The organism is Acidobacteriaceae bacterium, assembly GCA_035944135.1.
In the GTDB taxonomy this organism is placed as follows: domain Bacteria; phylum Acidobacteriota; class Terriglobia; order Terriglobales; family Acidobacteriaceae; genus Granulicella.
Window position 1 is genome coordinate 19040 of sequence record DASZBM010000006.1, and the last position, 19446, is coordinate 38485.

At 61.5% G+C, this 19446-nt stretch carries 15 protein-coding genes; 8 read left to right on the forward strand and 7 right to left on the reverse strand.

All coding sequences use genetic code 11. The features are described 5' to 3' along the window. Positions 1–49: 49 nt before the first annotated feature. Together VGU25_11225 and VGU25_11230 are read right to left on the reverse strand one after the other, a co-directional pair. On the reverse strand, positions 50–1798 hold the full coding sequence (locus tag VGU25_11225) for a thiamine pyrophosphate-dependent enzyme (GenBank protein ID HEV2577770.1): 1749 nt from the start codon (positions 1796–1798) through the stop codon (positions 50–52). A gap of 144 nt (positions 1799–1942) precedes the next feature. Further along, positions 1943–2854 carry a LysR family transcriptional regulator gene (locus VGU25_11230; GenBank protein ID HEV2577771.1) on the reverse strand — a complete coding sequence of 304 codons (912 nt, stop codon included), beginning with the start codon at positions 2852–2854 and terminating at the stop codon, positions 1943–1945. Positions 2855–2966: 112 nt separating this feature from the next. On the opposite strand from VGU25_11230, the gene VGU25_11235 reads away from it, so the two are divergent. From VGU25_11235 to VGU25_11250, 4 genes are all read left to right on the forward strand, one after another. Next, positions 2967–6146: an efflux RND transporter permease subunit gene (locus tag VGU25_11235; GenBank protein ID HEV2577772.1), complete on the forward strand. Its 3180-nt coding sequence runs from the start codon at positions 2967–2969 to the stop codon at positions 6144–6146. A gap of 31 nt (positions 6147–6177) precedes the next feature. Beyond that, entirely contained in the window at positions 6178–7440 is a 1263-nt protein-coding gene (locus tag VGU25_11240; GenBank protein ID HEV2577773.1) for an efflux RND transporter periplasmic adaptor subunit, read from the forward strand. Further along, positions 7437–8909: an efflux transporter outer membrane subunit gene (locus VGU25_11245; protein HEV2577774.1), complete on the forward strand. Its 1473-nt coding sequence runs from the start codon at positions 7437–7439 to the stop codon at positions 8907–8909. The genes VGU25_11240 and VGU25_11245 overlap by 4 nt, the downstream gene beginning before the upstream one ends. Positions 8910–9046: 137 nt before the next feature. Further along, positions 9047–10216: an alginate lyase family protein gene (locus tag VGU25_11250; GenBank protein ID HEV2577775.1), complete on the forward strand. Its 1170-nt coding sequence runs from the start codon at positions 9047–9049 to the stop codon at positions 10214–10216. Here the strand turns inward: VGU25_11250 and VGU25_11255 are convergent. From VGU25_11255 to VGU25_11270, 4 genes are all read right to left on the reverse strand, one after another. Further along, the gene (locus tag VGU25_11255; protein HEV2577776.1) at positions 10213–10503 is read right to left on the reverse strand and encodes a barstar family protein; all 291 of its coding nucleotides are present in this window, start codon (positions 10501–10503) and stop codon (positions 10213–10215) included. The genes VGU25_11250 and VGU25_11255 overlap by 4 nt on opposite strands. A gap of 15 nt (positions 10504–10518) precedes the next feature. Then, on the reverse strand, positions 10519–11166 hold the full coding sequence (locus VGU25_11260) for a bifunctional 2-keto-4-hydroxyglutarate aldolase/2-keto-3-deoxy-6-phosphogluconate aldolase (protein HEV2577777.1): 648 nt from the start codon (positions 11164–11166) through the stop codon (positions 10519–10521). A gap of 42 nt (positions 11167–11208) precedes the next feature. After that, complete coding sequence (locus tag VGU25_11265) at positions 11209–12330, reverse strand: sugar kinase (GenBank protein ID HEV2577778.1); 1122 nt, start codon at positions 12328–12330, stop codon at positions 11209–11211. 177 nt (positions 12331–12507) lie between these two features. Then, positions 12508–13572, reverse strand: a complete 1065-nt coding sequence (locus tag VGU25_11270; GenBank protein ID HEV2577779.1) for a rod shape-determining protein — start codon at positions 13570–13572, stop codon at positions 12508–12510. Positions 13573–13756: 184 nt separating this feature from the next. On the opposite strand from VGU25_11270, the gene ald reads away from it, so the two are divergent. Together ald and VGU25_11280 are read left to right on the forward strand one after the other, a co-directional pair. Beyond that, positions 13757–14872 carry an alanine dehydrogenase gene (ald, locus tag VGU25_11275; GenBank protein HEV2577780.1) on the forward strand — a complete coding sequence of 372 codons (1116 nt, stop codon included), beginning with the start codon at positions 13757–13759 and terminating at the stop codon, positions 14870–14872. 141 nt (positions 14873–15013) lie between these two features. Then, on the forward strand, positions 15014–15472 hold the full coding sequence (locus VGU25_11280) for a DinB family protein (protein HEV2577781.1): 459 nt from the start codon (positions 15014–15016) through the stop codon (positions 15470–15472). Positions 15473–15628: 156 nt separating this feature from the next. Here the strand turns inward: VGU25_11280 and VGU25_11285 are convergent, their stop codons facing one another. Beyond that, positions 15629–16480 carry a hypothetical protein gene (locus tag VGU25_11285; protein ID HEV2577782.1) on the reverse strand — a complete coding sequence of 284 codons (852 nt, stop codon included), beginning with the start codon at positions 16478–16480 and terminating at the stop codon, positions 15629–15631. Between the two features lie 220 nt (positions 16481–16700). Here VGU25_11285 and VGU25_11290 point away from each other — a divergent pair, with 220 nt between their 5' ends. After that, complete coding sequence (locus VGU25_11290) at positions 16701–17018, forward strand: hypothetical protein (GenBank protein HEV2577783.1); 318 nt, start codon at positions 16701–16703, stop codon at positions 17016–17018. Between the two features lie 44 nt (positions 17019–17062). Then, a complete protein-coding gene (locus VGU25_11295; GenBank protein HEV2577784.1) occupies positions 17063–19420 on the forward strand; it encodes an ATP-binding protein in 2358 nt (785 codons plus the stop codon). Positions 19421–19446 lie beyond the last annotated feature (26 nt).

A 19446-nucleotide genomic window follows, 5' to 3' on the forward strand; every position in this document is an offset into this window, starting at 1 on the left:
TCTCGGTAGGTTGGCAAAGTGCGTTGGCCCGTGATGACATTCCGCGGCTTCACACAACCTGGCGCACCGTGTCGCTCGCCGCTGTCAGAGCAATCCGCATCCGATGCGGCTCACCCTTAATCAGCGCTTCCGAGAACTTCACTGCCTGCTGCGGTGTGATTTTCGCGGGCAGCATCGCTGTGTACTGATCCACGACCGCCTCAATAATCACGGGTCCGGGCATCGCAAGTGCCTTTTCAAACTGAGAACCCGCCATCTTGGGATCGTCGATCTTCACGCCCTGTGCCCCAACCGCCTTCGCCAGCGCAACAAAATCAATCGGGAACAGCTCGCACTGATACTCCGGATTGCCTTCGAAGACCATCTGCTCCCACTTGATCTGTCCCAGCGTATTGTTCTTGATGATCACGAACTTGATCGGCAGTTTGTACGCGACCGCCGTAATGATCTCCCCCATCAGCATCGTGAACCCGCCATCGCCAACCACCGCGATTACCTGCCTGTCGGGAAATGCAATCTGCGCCGCAATGGCGTACGGCATCCCGCACGCCATCGTTGCAAGATTCCCGGAGCAGGAGTGCATCTGCCCCTTCTTCGCCTGCATGTAACGCGCCCAGACAGTGGTGTTGGTGCCGGAATCCGACACGATAATCGCGTTTTCCTTGGTGTACTTCGAAAGCTCCCACCCCACCACCTGCGGCTTCATGGGTGTCGCCGTGCTCGTGCCTTCCTTCTCTATCACTTCGCGCCAGGCTTTCATGCCCTTCTGCGCGCCTTCCAGGAATCGCCGGTAACTATTGCGTTTTAGCAGCGGCAGCAGCATGTTCAAAGTCTTCTTCGAGTCACCCACCAATCCAACCTCGACCGGGCAACGCAAACCGATCCGCTGCGCATTCGAATCGATCTGAATACACCGGCAATCGCCGGGTTTAGGCAGGTACTCAATGTACGGGTACGAGGTGCCGACCATAATTAACGTGTCGCATTCCTCCAACACCTCTTCAGAAGGCTTGGTGCCCAGCAACCCGATTCCGCCCGTCGTATACGGCGAATCGTCCGGCACACATCCCTTGCCCAGCAGCGGCTTCACGATCGGCGCTCCCAGCAACTCGGCAAGTTGAATCAGTTCATCGCCGGCATGCAGCGCTCCCTGGCCTGCAAGAATTGCAATGCGCTTGCCATCTTTGATCACCGCAGCCGCAGCCTTCAGATCCTCCGGCGTAGGCACGTTGCCGCTGATCGCATAGCTGCTCGACGAATGGTGCGGCCGGTTTCTCTGCGACCTGTCGTGCTTCCCCACCTCCATCATCTGCACGTCGATCGGGATTGTGATGTGCGCAACCTGCCGCTTATCGATCGCCGAACGTATCGCCAGGTCGACCGTTGGCTCCATGTGCGGGGCGCTCATCACGCGATTGTTGTAACAGGCAACATCCATAAACAGCTTGTCCAGCTCGACATCCTGCTGCTGGAAGGTGCCCGTCACGTCATTGAACTGCATGCCTGTAATCGCGAGCACAGGTTGCTGATCCAGCTTCGCGTCATACAAGCCGTTCAGCAGATGAATGCCGCCCGGGCCTGAGGTCGCCAGGCACACGCCCAGCCGCCCCGTGAACTTCGCATACGCGCACGCCATGAACGCGGCCGATTCTTCATGGCGCACGTGGATGAACCGGATCTTCTTCTGCTGCTTGCGCAGGGCCTCCATCACTCCGTTGATCCCGTCTCCGGGAAGGCCAAAGATCGTGTCCACGCCCCACTCAATCAGCTTCTCAACCAACACATCGGCCGCAGTCATTGTGCTCCTTCCGCAGGAATCGCAAGCAATCCCTTAAGCCGATAGACGCCCTGCGTGTAAAGCGGGGTTTGCTGCGGAGCACGATGAATCGTGCCGACAATCGCACGACCTCACGAATTTTGTCGGCGCTTTCACGCCATGAATTCAGTCCACCTTCTCTTCGCCGCGTCCCAGCCGGTCGCGGTGTTCTCGCACGAGCCGCAGAAATTCCAGCAGCGCCGGCCCCTCGCGGCGCGGATCCCACACCGCTGACAACCCCGCCGACAACGCGCCCGCAAACGGCCGAAAAACCAGCCCGCGAATTCGCAACGTCCGCACGCCTGACGGAACCAGCGCGATGCCTTCGCCGGCCTCCACCAGCGTCAGAACGCCGGACCATGTTCCTGAGGTGTTCACAATCTGCGGAGAGAATCCCTCGGCCGCGCAAACCGCCACGACATTGTCAAAGAACTCGATGTTGGATTGCCGTTCCACGCAAACCAATCGTTCCTCTGCCAGATCGCGAACCTCCACTGTCCGATCAGCAAGCCGGTGATCCGGCCGCATCACCACTACTGCGGGATCGCGGAACAGCAGCTCCGACCGAAAGATCCTGTCGAGCGGTGGCTGCAGCGGTCGCGTGAGTGCGACATCGATCCTGCCGGCCTCGAGCGCGCCAACCTGCTGCGTCGCATGCATATCCACCAGCGAGAGCCGTATCCCCGGACGGAGCTTGCGGAATTCCCGGATGATGCGCGGGAAGAACCCGGCAGTTCCCCATAGAAAGAACCCGATCGACAGCGTCCCGACCTCTCCGTGCGCCGCCCTCTGGGTTACATCAATGGCTCGCTGAGCTGCCTCCAGTGTCCGCCTCGCCTCAACGAGAAAAACCTGTCCCTGCGGCGTAAGCTTAATCTTGCGGCCAGACCGATCCAGCAGAGCGCAACCCAGCTCATGCTCCAGATCGCGAACCTGCTCGCTGATAGCTGACTGCGAAACGTACAGCCGTCGGGCCGCCGCCGTCACGCTGCCAAGCTCTGCAACTGCTTGAAAATACCGGAGATGTCGAAGCTCCATAAAATCATCCTATCGGTTTTTCCGATGACAAACCCCGGAAAGAACTGCGTATCCCCGGCGTAATCTGTGATGTGCTTTTAACTGGGGCGGCTTTGTCCCACGGGAGCAATAAATGTCGATCGTGCGTCTGGCTCTGGACAGACCCTATACCTTCATCGTGCTGGCAATTCTGATTCTGATTGCCGCGCCGGTGGTCATTCTGCGCACGCCGACGGACATCTTTCCCGAGATCAATATCCCAGTCGTTTCAGTCGCATGGCAGTACACCGGCCTCAGTCCCGAAGAGCTCGAGGGCCGGCTCACCACGCCATATGAGAAGGCCCTCACGAATCTTGTCGACAACGTTCAGCATATCGAGTCCACAACCCTGAACGGACAGGCCATCATCAAGATTTACCTGCAGCCGGGCGCGTCACTCGACACCGCCAACGCCCAGGTCTCCGCCGCCTCTCAGTACATGCTGCGCCAGTTGCCGCCCGGCATTCTTCCCCCGCAGATCATCAACTTCTCCGCTTCCAGTGTCCCCATCCTGCAGCTCGGAATCTCTGGTAAAGGACTCTCGGAACAGCAGCTAAACGATTACGCAACGAACTTCATCCGCCCGCAGCTCGTCACCGTGCCGGGAGCTGTTCTTCCCAACGCCTACGGCGGCAAGCAGCGCTCCATCATGGTCTATCTCGAGCCCAAGGCGTTGCAGGCCAAGGGGCTCGCACCCAGTGACGTGCTCAACGCCCTCGCCCAGCAGAACGTGGTCGAGCCCGGCGGTACGGCCAAGATCGGCTCGGCCGAGTACGACGTCCGCCTCAACAGCAGCGCCGAGACCATCAAGGAGCTCGGCGATATGCCGATTCGCCAGGTCAATGGCGCCATGGTCTACGTGCGCGACGTAGCCTCCGTCGCCGACGGATCGATCCCGCAGACCAACATCGTGCGCCAGGACGGCCATCGTGGCGTGCTGATCACTGTCTTGAAGTCCGGCACCGCCTCTACTCTCAGCGTCGTGCAGGGAGTGCTCGGCTTGTTACCGCGAGTGAAGTCCACGCTTCCTTCCAATCTGACGATCACGCCCCTCGCCAACCAGGCCACCTTTGTCCGTGGATCGATCAGCGGCGTGGTTCGCGAAGGCATTATTGCCGCGGCGCTCACCGGCCTGATGATTTTGCTGTTCCTCGGATCGTGGCGTTCGACCATCATCATCGCCGTCTCCATCCCGTTGTCGGTGCTGACGTCCATCATCATCCTCAGCCTCCTCGGCGAAACCATCAACATCATGACGCTGGGCGGTCTCTCTCTTGCCGTCGGCATCCTGGTCGATAACGCTACCGTTACGATCGAAAACGTCGAGCGCTACCTTGAGGAAGGCCACGACCTGCGCAGTGCGATCCTCGAGGGCTGCGCCCAGATCACAATCCCGATTTTGGTCGCCACTCTCTGTATCTGCATCGTGTTCGTGCCGATGTTCTTCCTGGCGGGCGTCTCGCGTTATCTGTTCGTCCCTTTCGCCGAGGCGGCCTGCTTCGCTGTCCTGGCGTCGTTTGTGCTGTCGCAGACACTCGTGCCAACCATGGCGATGTACCTGCTGAAGGCCCACGACGAGCATGCAGTGCCGTCAACCAATATCCTGGCTCGGTTCCAGCGAGGCTTCGAGCGCGGATTCGAGCGGGTGCGCGGCAGCTACAGCGTTCTGCTGGAGCGCGTCGTTGCTAGCCGCAAACTATTCATCCCTGTATTTCTCGGCTGCATCGCGCTCACGCTCCTGCTGATTCCATTCCTCGGCCAGAACTTCTTCCCTTCCTCTGACAATGGCTCGTTCATCCTGCACATCCGCGCCAAGACTGGCACACGTATCGAAGAAACTGCGCGGCTCTGCGATGAGATCGAAAACCAGATCCGCGCCACAATTCCGCCCGATCAGATGAACAACATCCTCGACAACATTGGCCTCCCCTACTCGGTCATGAACACGCAGCACGCTACCAGCGGACTCTTTGGCGCCGGCGATGCCGATATCCTGGTTTCGCTCAATGAGAAGCACTCGCCTACGGCCGACTTCGTCCGCACCCTGCGCCAGAAGCTTCCCCACGAGTTCCCCGGCACCACGTTCTACTTCCTGCCCTCCGATATCGTCACGCAAATCCTGAACTTCGGTCTGCCCGCGCCGCTGGACATTCAGATCGACGGGACCGACAACGCCGGCAACCGTCAGGTTGCCAATCACATTCTGCAGCAGCTTCGGCAGGTTCCCGGCGTGGTGGACGCCCGCCTCCAGCAGCCTGACGATTATCCGGTCATCAATCTCACCGTGGACCGCACCAAGGCCCAGAACGGCGGCTACACCGAAAAGGATGTGGGCTCTTCGGTGCTCAATATGTTGTCCGGCTCCTCGCAACTAAGCCCGATGTTCTTCCTGAACAAGCGCAACGGCGTGGTCTACCCGATCATTGCGGAAAGCCCGCAGTATCGGATTCAATCGCTGCAGGATCTCGAGAACATCCCCATGACCTCGCCCGGCGCCAAGGAACCCGAGATCCTGGCCGATGTCGCCGGCGTCTCCCGCTCCTCCGAAGTTCCCATCATCTCCCATTACGGCATTCGTCGCACCCTCGACATCTACGCCGGCGTGCAGGACCGCGACCTCGGCGCTGTCGCCAGTGATGTGCAGCGCATCATCGATCAGAACAGGCCTTCCCTCTCGCGCGGCAACTTCATCACCATGCGCGGACAGGTGGAGACCATGCGCAGCTCCTATACCGGCCTGCTGTTCGGCCTGGTCTTCTCCATCGTTCTCGTGTACCTGCTCATCGTCGTGAACTTCCAATCCTGGCTGGATCCGTTCATCATCATTACGGCGCTACCGGCCGCCATCGCCGGCATCATCCTGCTGCTCTTCCTCTCGCACACCACATTATCGGTGCCGGCGCTGATGGGAGCGATTATGTGTATGGGCGTAGCCACGGCGAACTCGATTCTTGTGGTCGCCTTTGCCAAGGACCGCCTGCAAGAGACTGGCGACGCAATCCGTTCCGCGATCGAAGCCGGAGCCACGCGCTTCCGCCCCGTACTCATGACCGCGCTCGCCATGATCATCGGTATGATTCCGATGGCGCTTGGGCTCGGCGAAGGCGGAGAGCAAAATGCTCCCCTTGGCCGCGCGGTCATCGGCGGCCTGTGCCTCGCAACTGTGGCCACGCTGATTTTTGTTCCTTCCGTGTTCGCGCTGCTTCACGGCCGCGGCCACGGCAATCAATCCACATCCGAGCCGGCTGAGGCCGACGCGCACATGCTCGCCTGATAGCCTGAGCCACCCGGAGAATCAGATACAAATGCCGATCGACATCAATACGGAAATGACCTCACCCGCTGTCAACGCTCACGGCGCTCCGTTGCCGCACACTTCGCCGCATCCCGACCCCGCTCACGCCCTTCCCCGTCCTCGCAGCTCCCGCCTCGGCTGGGTCGTGCTCGTCATCATCGCCGTCATTGTGGTCGCGGGCATCGTCTGGGGCATCCTGCTGCGTTCAGCCGATGAGCACCATCTCGCGCAAACCACTGACGCCAATGCTGCCCTTACCGTCAAGGTCATGCATCCCTCTGTCACGGGTTCAGAGGCTGAAATCGCGCTCCCCGGTAACACCCAGGCATTCGACGACACGCCTATTTACTCCCGCACCAGCGGCTACCTGAAGCAGTTCTTCGTCGACATCGGCCAGCACGTCAAGCAGGGCCAGCTCATGGCCATCATCGAAACCCCCGAGGTCGATCAGCAACTCCAGGTCGCCCAGGCCGATCTCAAAAGCTCGCAGGCGGATCTCTCGCTCGCGGAGGTGACCGCGAAGCGTTATCAGAATCTGCTCACGTCCGACTCCGTCTCTAAGCAGGAGACCGACGTCGCTGTCAGCGGCGCCGCAGCCAAGCGCGCGTCGGTGGAAGCCGCCGAGGCCAACGTTCGACGCCTGCAGCAGCTGCAGTCGTTCGAGCGAATCTACGCGCCGTTCTCCGGCGTCGTCACTGCGCGCAACACCGACATCGGCGACCTCATCAACGCCGGCACCGGCGACGCCGCACCCGACGCACACAAAGATCTCTTCCGCATCGCAGCCACCGGCAAGCTGCGTGTCTTCGTCGCCGTCCCTGAGGTCTACGCTCCCGACATCCATGACGGCGACACCGCCGCGCTCACGCTCGACGAGTACCCGGGCCAGCAGTTTTTCGGCCGCGTCGCCCGTAACTCTAACGCCATCGACATGGCGTCCCGCACACTCAACGTTGAGGTCGACGTCGACAATCCGCAGAACAAGCTGCTCCCCGGTGCTTATGTCTTCGTCCACTTCAAGCTGCCACAGCAGCAGGCCAAGCTCTCCGTGCCCGCAAACGCTCTGCTCTTCCGTTCGGAAGGTCTTCGCGTTGCCGTCGTTCGTGACGGCCATGTGCACCTCCAGCCCATCACTATCGCGAAAGACAACGGAGCTACGCTCGAGGTCGCGTCCGGCGTCAAGCCCGAGGATCAGGTCATTCTTGATCCGCCCGACTCGCTCGCTGAAGGCCAGCCGGTCCGCGTCAATCCCAACGGAGTTGCCGTACGATGACGCGTCGCACTCAGTCCCTCACGCTCTTCGCAGCTCCGTTGCTTCTCGCCGGCTGCATGGTCGGTCCCAAGTACATCGTGCCGAAAACGGGGATGGCTCCCTCCTTCAAGGAGGCTGGCCCCGTGCCGTACAAGGAGACCGCGGCCGATGGAACCACATGGCAAACCGCCACGCCGGAAGACGCAATTCCCCGCGGCTCATGGTGGACGCTGTTCAATGATGCCGAGTTGAACACGCTCGAGCCGAAGGTCGAGCAGGCCAACCAGACACTCAAGCAGGCCGACGCCAACCTCCGCGCCGCACGCGCGGAAATCAACGTCCGCAAGGCCGACCGCTTCCCAACCGTCGGCGTCAACCCCGTCTTCGGAGCGCAGCGCTACTCCGGCAACCCCTACTTCAACCCGTCTCCAGGCTTCACGCCAACACAGACCGTGCAGTATCCGTTTGAGGTCAACTATGAGGTCGACCTCTGGGGACAGGTTCGTCACAACATCGCCGCCGGCAAAGAGGAGTTCCAGGCGACTGCGGCCGAGCGAGCGAACGTGCTGCTCTCTCTCCAGGCCGAGCTCGCCTTCGACTACTTCAACCTCCGCACCGACGACACGCTGCACCAGCTCCTCAACGACACTGTCACGCAATACAAGGAAGCTGTTCGCATCACCACCAACCGCTACAACGGCGGCCTCGCCATAAAGAGCGACGTTACCCAGGCCGAGACTCAGCTCCAGACTGCCATCGTTGCTGCGTCCGACGTCACTATCGAACGCGCGCAGTACGAGCACGCCATCGCAAACCTCATCGGCGTCGCGCCCGCCTCGCTCACAATTCCATTCTCTCCGCTGCCCGAGGACACCACACCTCCCGTTGTTCCCCCCGGTCTTCCCTCAGAGCTGCTCGAGCGCCGTCCTGATGTCGCCGCCGCTGAGCGCCGCGCCAACGATGCCAACGAAGCAATCGGCATCGCCCAGGCCGCCTTCTATCCCTCCATCAATCTCAGCGGAGCCCTTGGCTTTCAGTCGAACGCCGCCGTGCAATCCATCTTCTCGCCGGCAAGCGTCGTGTACTCGCTCGGCCCCGGCCTCGCGTACACCTTCTTCGACGGCGGCCGCCGCCGCGGAATTAAAGAAGAATCTCTCGCACTGTTCGACCGCAACTCCGCGACCTATAAGCAAACCGTTCTCGACGCCGTGCAGCAGGTTGAAGACAACCTCGTCTCCCTACGCGTTCTTCAGCAGGAAGCCGCGCAGCAGCGCGCTGGCACGACGGCAGCGCAGGAGTCCGAACGCATCTTCAACAACCGCTACGTCGGCGGCGTCGATACCTACCTCCAGGTCGTCACCGCCCAGACCGCCGCTCTCAACAGCGAAGTCAACGACATCAACATCCTTCGCCGCCGCATGGACGACACCGTTCTGCTCGTCAAAGTGCTGGGCGGCGGCTGGGACCGCTCACAGCTCCCGACGCCGTAAAAGACAGTGGTTAGTAGTTATCGTTAGTGGCTAGTAGTTAGTGGTTAGTGGTTAGTTCCCCATTCATGACGACGTTTTTTCGTCATGGGTGGGGTCGCACATTTTCCAACCACGCGTCCGTGCTACCCTCACACCGAATGCCGCGCGCGCATCTCACTCGTCGCCACTTCCTCACGCTCACCGGCGCAACGCTTACCGCTCCCCTTCTCCCCGCACAAACCCCCACGGCACGCATCAACGTCGCCGACGCCGAGCGCCCACGCATTCTCGCCGAAGCTCCTCACGCGCTCGCGGCTCCCGTCACTCCGATCACCGCAACCCCTGCGCCGCACGTCGATGGCAACACCTTCGTCTCCGACATCGAGCCGGAGCGCGGAGTCAGCGACCCGCACACCAGCAGCAAGCTCTTCCGCGCGCACGCCATCGCGCTTCGCAATGCATCCGTAAACATCGCCTGTCTCTCTGCGGCGTTCGTTCTCACGCACGACGAGCAATACGCTCGCCGCGCCGGCGCACACCTCCGCGCCTGGTTCGTCACTCCCAACACTCGCATGCTTCCCAACGCCGATCTCGCCGGTCGCGAGTATGGCTCCGACACGGGAACGCCCGGCGGAATTGTCGACCTCACTCCACTCGCCGAACTTGTCCGCTCCACCAGCTTCCTCGTCGATTCCAAAGCACTCGAAGAGGATGAGCTCGATACCATGAACCAGTGGTTCCTCGACTTCGCCGAATGGCAGGACAACAACCGGAACGCACGCATCGCGCGCGATACGAAAGATCATCGCGCTTCCGCGTGGCTGCTCATTCGCTCGGCCATCGCGCGCGCCACGCGCAAAGATGAGGACATCGATGCCTGCCGCAAACGGTTCCGCGCACCGACTCTGCGCAATCAAATCAACGAACTCGGCGTCTTCCCGCAGGAGGTCGCCACACCCAACCCCTACCGCAACACGCTCTTCAACTTCGATCTCCTCGCCGGCGCCTGCCAGCTTCTGGCCTCACCGTTCGATCTCCTCTGGGACTACGAGCTCCAGGACGGCCCCGGCATGCGCTCCGTCGCCGCGCATCTCTATCCCATGATCCTCCACCCCGAAAAATGGAACTACATGGCCGACGCCGACCACTTTACGGAACTCCCCGGCCCGCGCCCCGCGCTGCTCTTCGCTGGCCGCGCGTACGAACGCCCCGAGTACGTCGATCTCTGGCGCAAGCTCGATGCCCAACCCGTCCCCGCCGACCTCGCCGAGTTCTTCCCCATCCGCCAGCCACTCCTCTGGACCGAACGCGCGCTACACGGCTACTAGTTACGCTCGACGGTTATTTCGACAGGACACCCGTTCTCGGCGAGTCGGTTAACGAGATGCTCGAACTTCATCGCAATGGTCCGAGCGTCCGCCGATGCCCCCGATAGCCCGCGGATCGCAATACGGTAAGGAACTTCGATCTGATTGATATCGCCAGTACCGATGCTGTCGTTCAGAGCATCGAAATTCCGCCCGTGCCAGGAAGGCGCACCCACAGCACGAAAGAAGGAATCGTAAAAGTCGTCGACCGTTCGCCATTCAGTAGCAACCAGTACGATCTCCCGCATTTCTCTTCTCCGTGGTCAGCCCTTCCGAAACTCCCGCACGATCTCCAAATACTTTTTCGCGCTCTCCGTAATCTTCTCCGGCTTGCCTTCGGCCATCGCCTTCGTATCGACAAGATCCGCACCCACTCCGAGCGCAAACGACCCCGCCTCCAGGAACTCCTTCGCCGTCGCCAGCGACACACCGCCCGTCGGAATCATCTCCACCTGCGGCAGCGGCGCCTTCAGCGACTTCAGATACTTCGCCCCACCCAGCGCGCTCGCCGGAAAAACCTTGATCACATCCGCGCCCGCCTGCCACGCCGTCACAACCTCCGTCGGCGTCAGCGCACCGGGCAGCACCGGAATCGAGTAGCGGTGACACATCTCGATCGTCTGCAGATTCAGCGCCGGACTCACCACAAACTGCGCACCCTCCAGCATGCACATGCGCGCCGTCTCCGCGTCCAGCACCGTGCCCGCGCCGATCAAAATGTCGGGGCGCTCTTTCGTCAGCCGCGACATCACGCGAATCGCGCCCGGCACCGTCATCGTGATCTCCAGCACCGTCACGCCGCCATCGGCAATCGCCGACGCGATCCCCAGCGCCTGCTCCTCACTCTCCGCGCGCAACACGGGCACCAGACCAATCTCGCGCAGCTTCCCAACAATCTCTTCCTTACGCATCACTTCCCCCGATCTCTGTTCTCTAATCTCTGTTCTCTCGCCTTATCTCTGAACGCGAGCGCCGCCGCCCTTCATCAGCCGCTGCACCTCATCGAACGTCGCCATCGTCGTATCGCCCGGTGTCGTCATCGCCAGCGCTCCATGCGCGCATCCGCAGTTCACCGCCCAGTCCGCGCCCTTCTCATTCAGGAACCCATAAATCAGCCCCGAGGCAAACGAATCCCCACCACCCACACGATCGTAGATCTCCAGATCCGGCATCGGCCGCGCCTCGTGGAACGCGCCCTCGTAATAGCAGATCGCGCCCCAGTCATTCACGCTCGCCGTCTTCGCATGCCGCAGCGTTGTTCCCACCGCCTTGAAGTTGGGATACTCCTTCACTGCGGTCTCAATCATCTTGCGGAAGCTCGCACTCTCCAGCTCCGCGAGCGTGTCACTCACACCCTCCACATGAAATCCCAGCGCCGCCGTGAAGTCCTCTTCGTTGCCGATCATCACATCCACAAACTTCGCCAGCTCGCGGTTCACTTCCGTCGACTTCGCCTTTCCGCCAATCGACTTCCACAACGAGTCGCGATAGTTCAGGTCATAGCTGATGATGGTCCCGTGCTTACGCGCCGCAGCCATCGCCTCGCGCGCCACCTCCGGCGTCGTCTCGCTCAGCGCGCAGAAGATGCCGCCCGTGTGAAACCACCGCGCTCCCTCTTTGCCGAAGATCTCATCCCAATCGATATCGCCTGGCTTCAACTGACTCACTGCCGTGTTTCCGCGGTCCGAACACCCCAGTGCCGCGCGCACTCCGAATCCGCGTTCAGTGAAGTTCAGCCCATTGCGAACTGTCCGCCCCACGCCGTCATACTTCACCCACTTCACGTGCGACTGGTCCACGCCGCCCTGCAGCATCAGATCCTCAACCAGTCGCCCCACAGGATTATCCGCAAGCGCCGTCACAATCGCCGTCTTCAGCCCGAAGCACCGCCGCAGACCGCGCGCCACGTTGTACTCGCCGCCACCCTCCCACACATCGAAGCAGCGCGTCGTTGCGATCCGCACATTGCCCGGATCCAGCCGCAGCATCACCTCGCCGAGGCTCACCAAGTCCCACTTGCACTCTTCTTTCGGCCGCAGCTTCAGGCTCCTGGAATCCGTCTTCTTCGCACTCATGCGCCGCACTCCGCTGAAACAGGTTGAAATTGCAATGCTTTCTATATTGCAGCCTGAACCGCACCTCTGTCTCGCAGATCTGGTTCCCGCTCGTACCCACCCCTCAACGCGGTGCCCAAACGAAAAAGCACGGCCTCAGCCGTGCCCTTTCTACTGTCTACCCTCTACTGTCTACTCTTAGTCGATCGAAATCTTTCGCAGCAGCCGGAAGTCGCTCAGCATCTTGCCGGTGCCCAGCACCACGCTGGCCAGCGGATCATCCGCAATCGAAACCGGCAGCCCCGTCTCCTCACGAATGCGCTTGTCAAGATTCTTGATCAGCGCACCGCCGCCCGTCAGCACAATGCCACGATCGGAAATGTCCGCCGACAACTCCGGCGGCGTCCTCTCGAGTGCCACGCGAATCGCGTTCATGATCGTCGCAATGGATTCGCCCAGCGCCTCACGAATCTCCGAGTCCTCAATCGTGATCGTCTTCGGCACGCCCTCAATCAGGTTGCGGCCCTTGATCTCCATCGTCAGCGGCTTGTCCAGCGGGTACGCCGACCCCAACTCCATCTTGATCTGTTCAGCCGTGCGCTCGCCCACCAGCAGGTTGTACTTCCGCTTCAGGTACGTCATCACGGCCTCGTCCATCTGGTTGCCGGCCATCCGAACCGAACGCGAGTACACAATGCCCGCCAGCGAGATCACCGCGATATCCGTCGTCCCGCCGCCAATGTCGACGACCATGTTGCCGCCCGGCTCCGTGATCGGCAGCCCCGCGCCGATCGCCGCCACCATGGCCTGTTCTACAAGGTGTACTTCGCTTGCCTTGGCGCGGTACGCCGAGTCCATAACCGCGCGCTTCTCCACCTGCGTAATCTCGCTCGGCACGCCGATCACGATGCGCGGGTGAACCATCATCTTCCGGCCGTGCGCCTTCTGGATGAAGTAGTTCAGCATCTTTTCGGTCTGCTTGAAGTCGGCGATCACGCCATCCTTCATCGGCTTGATGGCGATAATGTTGCCCGGCGTACGCCCGAGCATATCCTTCGCCTCCTTGCCCACCGCCTCAACCTCGTTCGTGACGCGATTTACGGCAATAATCGAGGGCTCATTGACGATAATTCCCTTGCCGTGCGCATACACCAGCGTATTCGCCGTTCCAAGGTCGATCGCCAGATCGCTCGAAAATAGCGAGAAGATCGACCGCATATTGCTTACGCGCGAGCTACGCGACGAGTAGTTTTTTGAGGACATGAACCTGATTAATCCTGACCTGACAGTCTTTGTCACCCTTATTGTACTGGCGGGAATCTAGCGCTGCACATGCACCTTCGGTCGCATCCACCTCTACAACACTGCCCCGGCCGCAACCACGTCCACCTCCACCCGTCGCACGAATCCGCCCATTTGGGTACGATACTCAGGCGAGGTTTTGAGCATGATTATTGGTGTACCCAAAGAAGTTAAGGACCACGAGAGCCGCGTAGGCATTACTCCCGCCGGCGCCAAGGCCCTCACCGAAGCCGGCCACAAGGTGCTCGTCGAGCACAACGCCGGCCACCTCTCCAGCTTCCCCGATGACGACTACCAGGCCGTCGGCGCCGAGATTGTCGGCTCTGCGACAGACCTCTGGCGCACCTCTGAAATGGTCGTCAAGGTCAAGGAACCCGTCGAAAAGGAGTACCATAACTTCCGCGACGGCCTCGTCCTCTTCACCTACCTGCACCTGGCTCCGCTCAACGAACTCACCGACATCCTGCTCAAAAAGGGTGTCACTGGCATTGCCTACGAAACGGTCAAAGACCGCACCAACGCGCTCCCGCTGCTCACTCCCATGTCCGAGGTCGCCGGCCGTCTCTCCGTCCAGATCGGCGCCGCCTACCTCGAAAAGGAACACGGCGGCCGCGGCGTCCTGCTAGGCGGCGTCCCCGGCGTCCCTCCCGGCAACGTCTGCATCATCGGCGGAGGCATCGTCGGCACCAACGCCGCCAAAATGGCCCTCGGCCTCGGCGCCAAGGTCACCCTCGTCGACCTCAACCTCAACCGCCTCCGCGAGCTCGACGACATCTTCAACGGCCGCGTCTTCACCCTCGCCTCCAACTCCTACAACATCGAGCGCGCCGCTCGCGAGGCCGACCTCCTCATCGGCGGAGTCCTCATCCCGGGAGCCGCCGCGCCCAAGATCGTCACCCGCGCCATGGTCTCCAAAATGAAAAAAGGCGCCGTCATCGTCGACGTCGCCATCGACCAGGGCGGCTGCATCGAAACCGCCAAGCCCACCACGCACTCCAACCCCAGCTACGAAGTCGATGGCGTCGTCCACTACTGCGTCACCAACATGCCCGCCGCGGTGCCCAACACCTCCACGCTCGCCCTCACCAACGCGACCTTCCCCTACGTCCTCAAGCTCGCCAACCTCGGCGCCGAAGCCGCCCTCAAGTCCGACCCCGGCTTCGCCGAAGGCCTCAACACCTACAAAGGCAAGCTCACCTACAAAGCCGTCGCCGACAACCAGAAGCGCGAATTCACCTCCGCAAATTCGCTGCTGCAATAACGCACGTGCGCAACACGCTTGGCTTCTAGGTAGCCCGACCCTTTTAGGGTCGGGTTTCTTAGCCCCAAACATCTAGCGGCTTTAGCTCCTGAGGTATGCTTTCGCTCAATCGGCTAGCACGCCTTTTGGGACGGCGACGACATGCAAAAAGATCTCCTGCTACTCATCCTCGAGCAGAACCGCTACACCAGCCACTTCTCATTCGACAAAGTCACAGCCGAAACCGCGCCACTCCGCCTCAACGAAAAGACCGCATCCATCGGCTTCATCTATCGCCACATAGGCGAAACGATGAATCTCTTTGGCCAGTTCTTCGGCATCCCGACCGACGTGAAAAACAGCACCATGGGCCAAACCGACACCGGCCAACCCTTCGACGTCGACTACAGCCGCGAACTCATCTCACGTGGCTACGAAGCGCTAAAAACTCTCATCGAAAACAGCGCTGACGAAGATTGGCTCAAACCCATCGACACTCCCTTCTTCGGCACAGTCCCGCGCATCAGGCTCTTCGCTCACGTTCTATTTCACAACTCACATCACGCCGGCCAGATATCCCTGACCTTGTCGAAAGGAAGCGTCTGGCCCCGCCACGACTAAATCGGATCCGATGCGGCCGTCCATGCGTTTGCACGGATGCATGAGCCGATGATGTATGAGCCACCACAAGCCAAGTGCTGAAGGCGCGTCCCATACCAGCCCAGGGCGCAGCCATGGGTTTCTTGCACATAGAAAGCAGAGGGCTGAAGGCCCGACCTATCGCTCCTCACCTGCAACTCCCCACCCCGCCAGCAACACCGTCGCCGCAAACAGCAACGTATCGCCGACATAGTTCAACCCCTCCACCGCTAGCTTCGTATGCATCTCGCCCAACAAAATCGGCACATAGAAGAACACCACCAGTAGCACCAGCACCGCGCCCGCAAACGCCGTCGCAACCCTCGCTGTCCGCCGCGCAAACATCCCCACTCCGCAAACGAGCAGCACCAATCCCACAATCCACGCGATCGCCACCGCCCCTGGAATCCACCCCGGGGTCATCTTCTCCAGCGGCACGCCCGGCACATTGCGCGGATGCAAAAAGTGCTCGATCGCATAGAACACCATTACCACCCCGACGATCACCCGACCCACACGCACCAGCACGGCCCGGCCCCACACACTCCCCGCCAGCACCAGCGCTGCCGCGCCAAAGCACGTCTCCCGCACCGTCAGAATCCAGAAGAACCGGTCGTGCATCTCCTTCGACAGTCCCGGCAAATCAACCACCAGCACGATGATCCAGAAGAAAAGGACCAGCCCCACGCTTGACCACCGCACACCGCGCCACACCACCAAGCTGATCGCCGCCGCCGCCAGCGCCACGCCGAAGAAGTAAGTCCAGAACAGCGGCCCCGGCAGCCACTTCGGCACAATTCCCATCAACTCCCGCGATGCCGTAAAGTGCTCCGCGGCAAACATGCCAAGCGCGACAGCCTCAAACACCGGCCCCAGCACCAGAATCTTCCCCACGCCGGCAGCCGCCCGAAACCTTGCCCCCAGCAGCACGATGCCCACAATCAGCGCAGCCACGCCCGCCGCCATCATCGCCCAGACCTCTACAGACATACGCATCTCCTCTGGTCGATGACAAAAAACAAACTTGTTTCAAAGGGAGCAACAGACTACCACTCAAAACCCTCTTCTTTGACCACGCTCGCGATACACTTGCCCCGCTCACCGTTATGCGTCTCTTTCGCTCTCGCCGGACCTACCTCGCGTTCTTCGCCCTTTTCGCCTACACCGCTTGGCGCAGCGCTTTCCCGCGCCACCATCAACCATCCATTGAATGGCATCCAGTCTTCTTTGGCATCGAGTTCGCGGTGACCATGCGTTCGCCATCTGCCTCGCTCTCGGCGCCGCTCAACTCACCTCCGTTCTCGTCGAGAGAGCGGCGCTTGCTCTGCTGGCGATCGGGTTCCTTCTATCCATGGTTGTCGATCTCCACTCAGCAAACCTGCTCCACGTGCCCGTACCTTCTTTTCGACTCGTCTTTCTAACACTGAACAATCTGGTGGCTCTGCTCCTCGCGATCCGATTCGTCCAGGTTCTTCGCGAACCACCTTTACGAGGCATCCTCAGCCGAACTCCCACTCCGAAACACTAACGACGAACCACTAACCACTCGCATCAACGAGTAAACTTCCCCCCATGGGCACATCCAACAGCCGCCGCAACCTCCTCATCGGTCTCGGCGTGTGCCTCATACTCTTCATCGTCCTTGCGACGCTCAACGCCTTCAACGTCAGCTTCCTCAACCCAGCCTCTCCGCTCCAGACGCTGGTCTTCATCACCCTCTCGACGCTCGCCTTTGTCCTCTTCGTCGTTGTCCTCGTCCTCCTCGTCCGCAATTTCCTGCGCCTCTACGCCGACCAGCGCAGCCGCATCCTCGGCACCCGTCTCCGCACCCGCATGCTCTGGGGAGCCGTCCTCGTCTCCCTCGTCCCGCTCGGCTTCATGTTCGCCTTCAGCTATCTGCTGATGAACCGCGCCGTCGACCGCTGGTTCTCTCAGCCCGTCACCCAGATGCGCGACGACGCCAATCGCGCCACCCTCGAGCTCTTCCGCTACGCCGCCGCCAACGCCCGCTCCGAAGCCGACTCCATCGCTGTCGAACTCAACAGCCTTAACCTGAGCGCGCACCCCGACACCGCCGCCATCAACCGCGTCCTCGACCGCCACTCCCTCACGCTGCAGGGCGGCTTCGCCATCGTCTACAACGACCGCCGTCCCATCGCCACCATCCATGTCCCCGTCAGCTCCGGCCCCGCCGAGCTCCGCTCCCTCCTGCCGCCCGACATCGCCTCCGCCTCCGACGAGAGCCCGCAACCGACAGAACCGATCCAGCGCACCCCCGTCCACGGCCCGCTGCCCTCAGTCGTCCTTCAAGCCGCCCAGCAGACCGACCAGCCCTTCTACTCCATCGGCTCCACGGACTACTCACTCGCCTCCGCCGGCCTTCAGCACGGCGGGCTCGTCGTCGTCGCGCTTCCCATCCCCGCCGGCATCTCGGAAACCGCCGCACAGCTCCGCTCCGCCGCTGACACCTACTGGACACTCTTCCGCGAACGCCGCCAGGTCCGCGCGCTCTACATGCTCTACCTGCTGTTGATGACCGGCCTCGCTCTCTTCGCCTGCTGCTGGCTCGCGCTCAACCTTTCCAAGCAGGTCACGCGCCCCATCGAAACTCTTGCCGACGCAATGGAAGCCATCGCTGCCGGCGACTACGCCCGCCGCGTCTCGCCCTCCGCCACCGAGGAGCTCGGTGAACTCACCGCCAGCTTCAACGCCATGGCCACCGACCTCGAATCCTCACGCGCCCTCGCCGAGCAGTCCCGCGCCCAGCTCTCCGAACTCAACGCCGCTCTTCAGCAGCGCCGCGCCGAGCTCGAAACCATCATCGAAACCATCCCGAATGGCGTCGTCACCCTCTCGCCCACCCTCCGCATCGTCCTCGCCAACCGAGCCTTCTCCGAACTCCTCGACCCCGGTGGCCAGAAACACTTCATCGGCTCGCGCCTCCACGAGGTCTTCCCCGCCGAGATCACCGACACCCTCGACCGCCTTCTCCGCCGCTCGCATCGCATGGGCACAGCGTCCGACGAGGTCCAGATGTCCTCACCCTCCGGCCCGCTGCAAATCTCCGCCACCGTCGCGCTCCTCGAAGGCACCACAACGGATGTCCATGAACACCTCGGTTACGTGCTCGTCCTCGAAGACGTCTCCGAGCTCCTCCGCGCACAAAAGCAATCCGCCTGGAAAGAGGTCGCCCGCCGCGTCGCCCACGAGATCAAAAACCCCCTCACACCCATCTCCCTCAACGCCGAGCTCATCCAGCGCCACATCGGCCGCCTCAAGCCTCTGCTCACCGAACACAACGTCGAATCCAACTCCCCCGCCGTCATCGAACGCGCCACTGAGGTCATCTCATCGTCGGTCTCAACGATGAGATCCTTGGTAGACCAGTTCGCTACCCTCGCCGAGTTCCCCACCTCGCGCCTTCGCCCCGCGGACATCAACGGGATCGTAGAAAACTCACTCGCGCTCTTCGCCGGCCGCCTCGGCAACATCCGCGTCCGCCGCGCCCTCGCGCCCAACCTCCCACTCGTCTCCGCCGACCCCGAAGCCCTCCGCCGCGCACTTTCCAACCTCATCGACAACGCCGCCGAAGCCATGCACGACTCCCTCCACCGCGAGCTCACCCTCTCCACTCGCCTGCTCCCCTCCGGTCTCATCGAGCTCTGCGTCGCCGACACCGGCCCCGGCCTCACGGACGAGCTCCGCGAGCGCCTCTTCCTCCCCTACTTCTCCACCAAGCAGCGCGGCACCGGCCTCGGCCTCTCCATCGCCGCCAAAATCATCCAGGAGCACCAAGGCACCATCCGCGCCGAAAAAAACGTCCCCGCCGGCGCCAAATTCATCATCGAACTCCGCCCCGCCACCACCTCAACCACCGACTCCGACTCGGAAGCCACTACAATCCCAACAACCGAACGCACCCCCGCATGACCCTTAACCCCTAACTCCTCACCCCT

Coding starts and splice junctions, on each gene's coding strand:
- VGU25_11225 (HEV2577770.1), bottom strand. CDS start 1,798: ATGACTGCGGCCGATGTGTTGGTTGAGAAGCTGATTGAGTGGGGCGTG.
- VGU25_11230 (HEV2577771.1), bottom strand. CDS start 2,854: ATGGAGCTTCGACATCTCCGGTATTTTCAAGCAGTTGCAGAGCTTGGC.
- VGU25_11235 (HEV2577772.1), top strand. CDS start 2,967: ATGTCGATCGTGCGTCTGGCTCTGGACAGACCCTATACCTTCATCGTG.
- VGU25_11240 (HEV2577773.1), top strand. CDS start 6,178: ATGCCGATCGACATCAATACGGAAATGACCTCACCCGCTGTCAACGCT.
- VGU25_11245 (HEV2577774.1), top strand. CDS start 7,437: ATGACGCGTCGCACTCAGTCCCTCACGCTCTTCGCAGCTCCGTTGCTT.
- VGU25_11250 (HEV2577775.1), top strand. CDS start 9,047: ATGCCGCGCGCGCATCTCACTCGTCGCCACTTCCTCACGCTCACCGGC.
- VGU25_11255 (HEV2577776.1), bottom strand. CDS start 10,503: ATGCGGGAGATCGTACTGGTTGCTACTGAATGGCGAACGGTCGACGAC.
- VGU25_11260 (HEV2577777.1), bottom strand. CDS start 11,166: ATGCGTAAGGAAGAGATTGTTGGGAAGCTGCGCGAGATTGGTCTGGTG.
- VGU25_11265 (HEV2577778.1), bottom strand. CDS start 12,330: ATGAGTGCGAAGAAGACGGATTCCAGGAGCCTGAAGCTGCGGCCGAAA.
- VGU25_11270 (HEV2577779.1), bottom strand. CDS start 13,572: ATGTCCTCAAAAAACTACTCGTCGCGTAGCTCGCGCGTAAGCAATATG.
- ald (HEV2577780.1), top strand. CDS start 13,757: ATGATTATTGGTGTACCCAAAGAAGTTAAGGACCACGAGAGCCGCGTA.
- VGU25_11280 (HEV2577781.1), top strand. CDS start 15,014: ATGCAAAAAGATCTCCTGCTACTCATCCTCGAGCAGAACCGCTACACC.
- VGU25_11285 (HEV2577782.1), bottom strand. CDS start 16,480: ATGTCTGTAGAGGTCTGGGCGATGATGGCGGCGGGCGTGGCTGCGCTG.
- VGU25_11290 (HEV2577783.1), top strand. CDS start 16,701: ATGGCATCCAGTCTTCTTTGGCATCGAGTTCGCGGTGACCATGCGTTC.
- VGU25_11295 (HEV2577784.1), top strand. CDS start 17,063: ATGGGCACATCCAACAGCCGCCGCAACCTCCTCATCGGTCTCGGCGTG.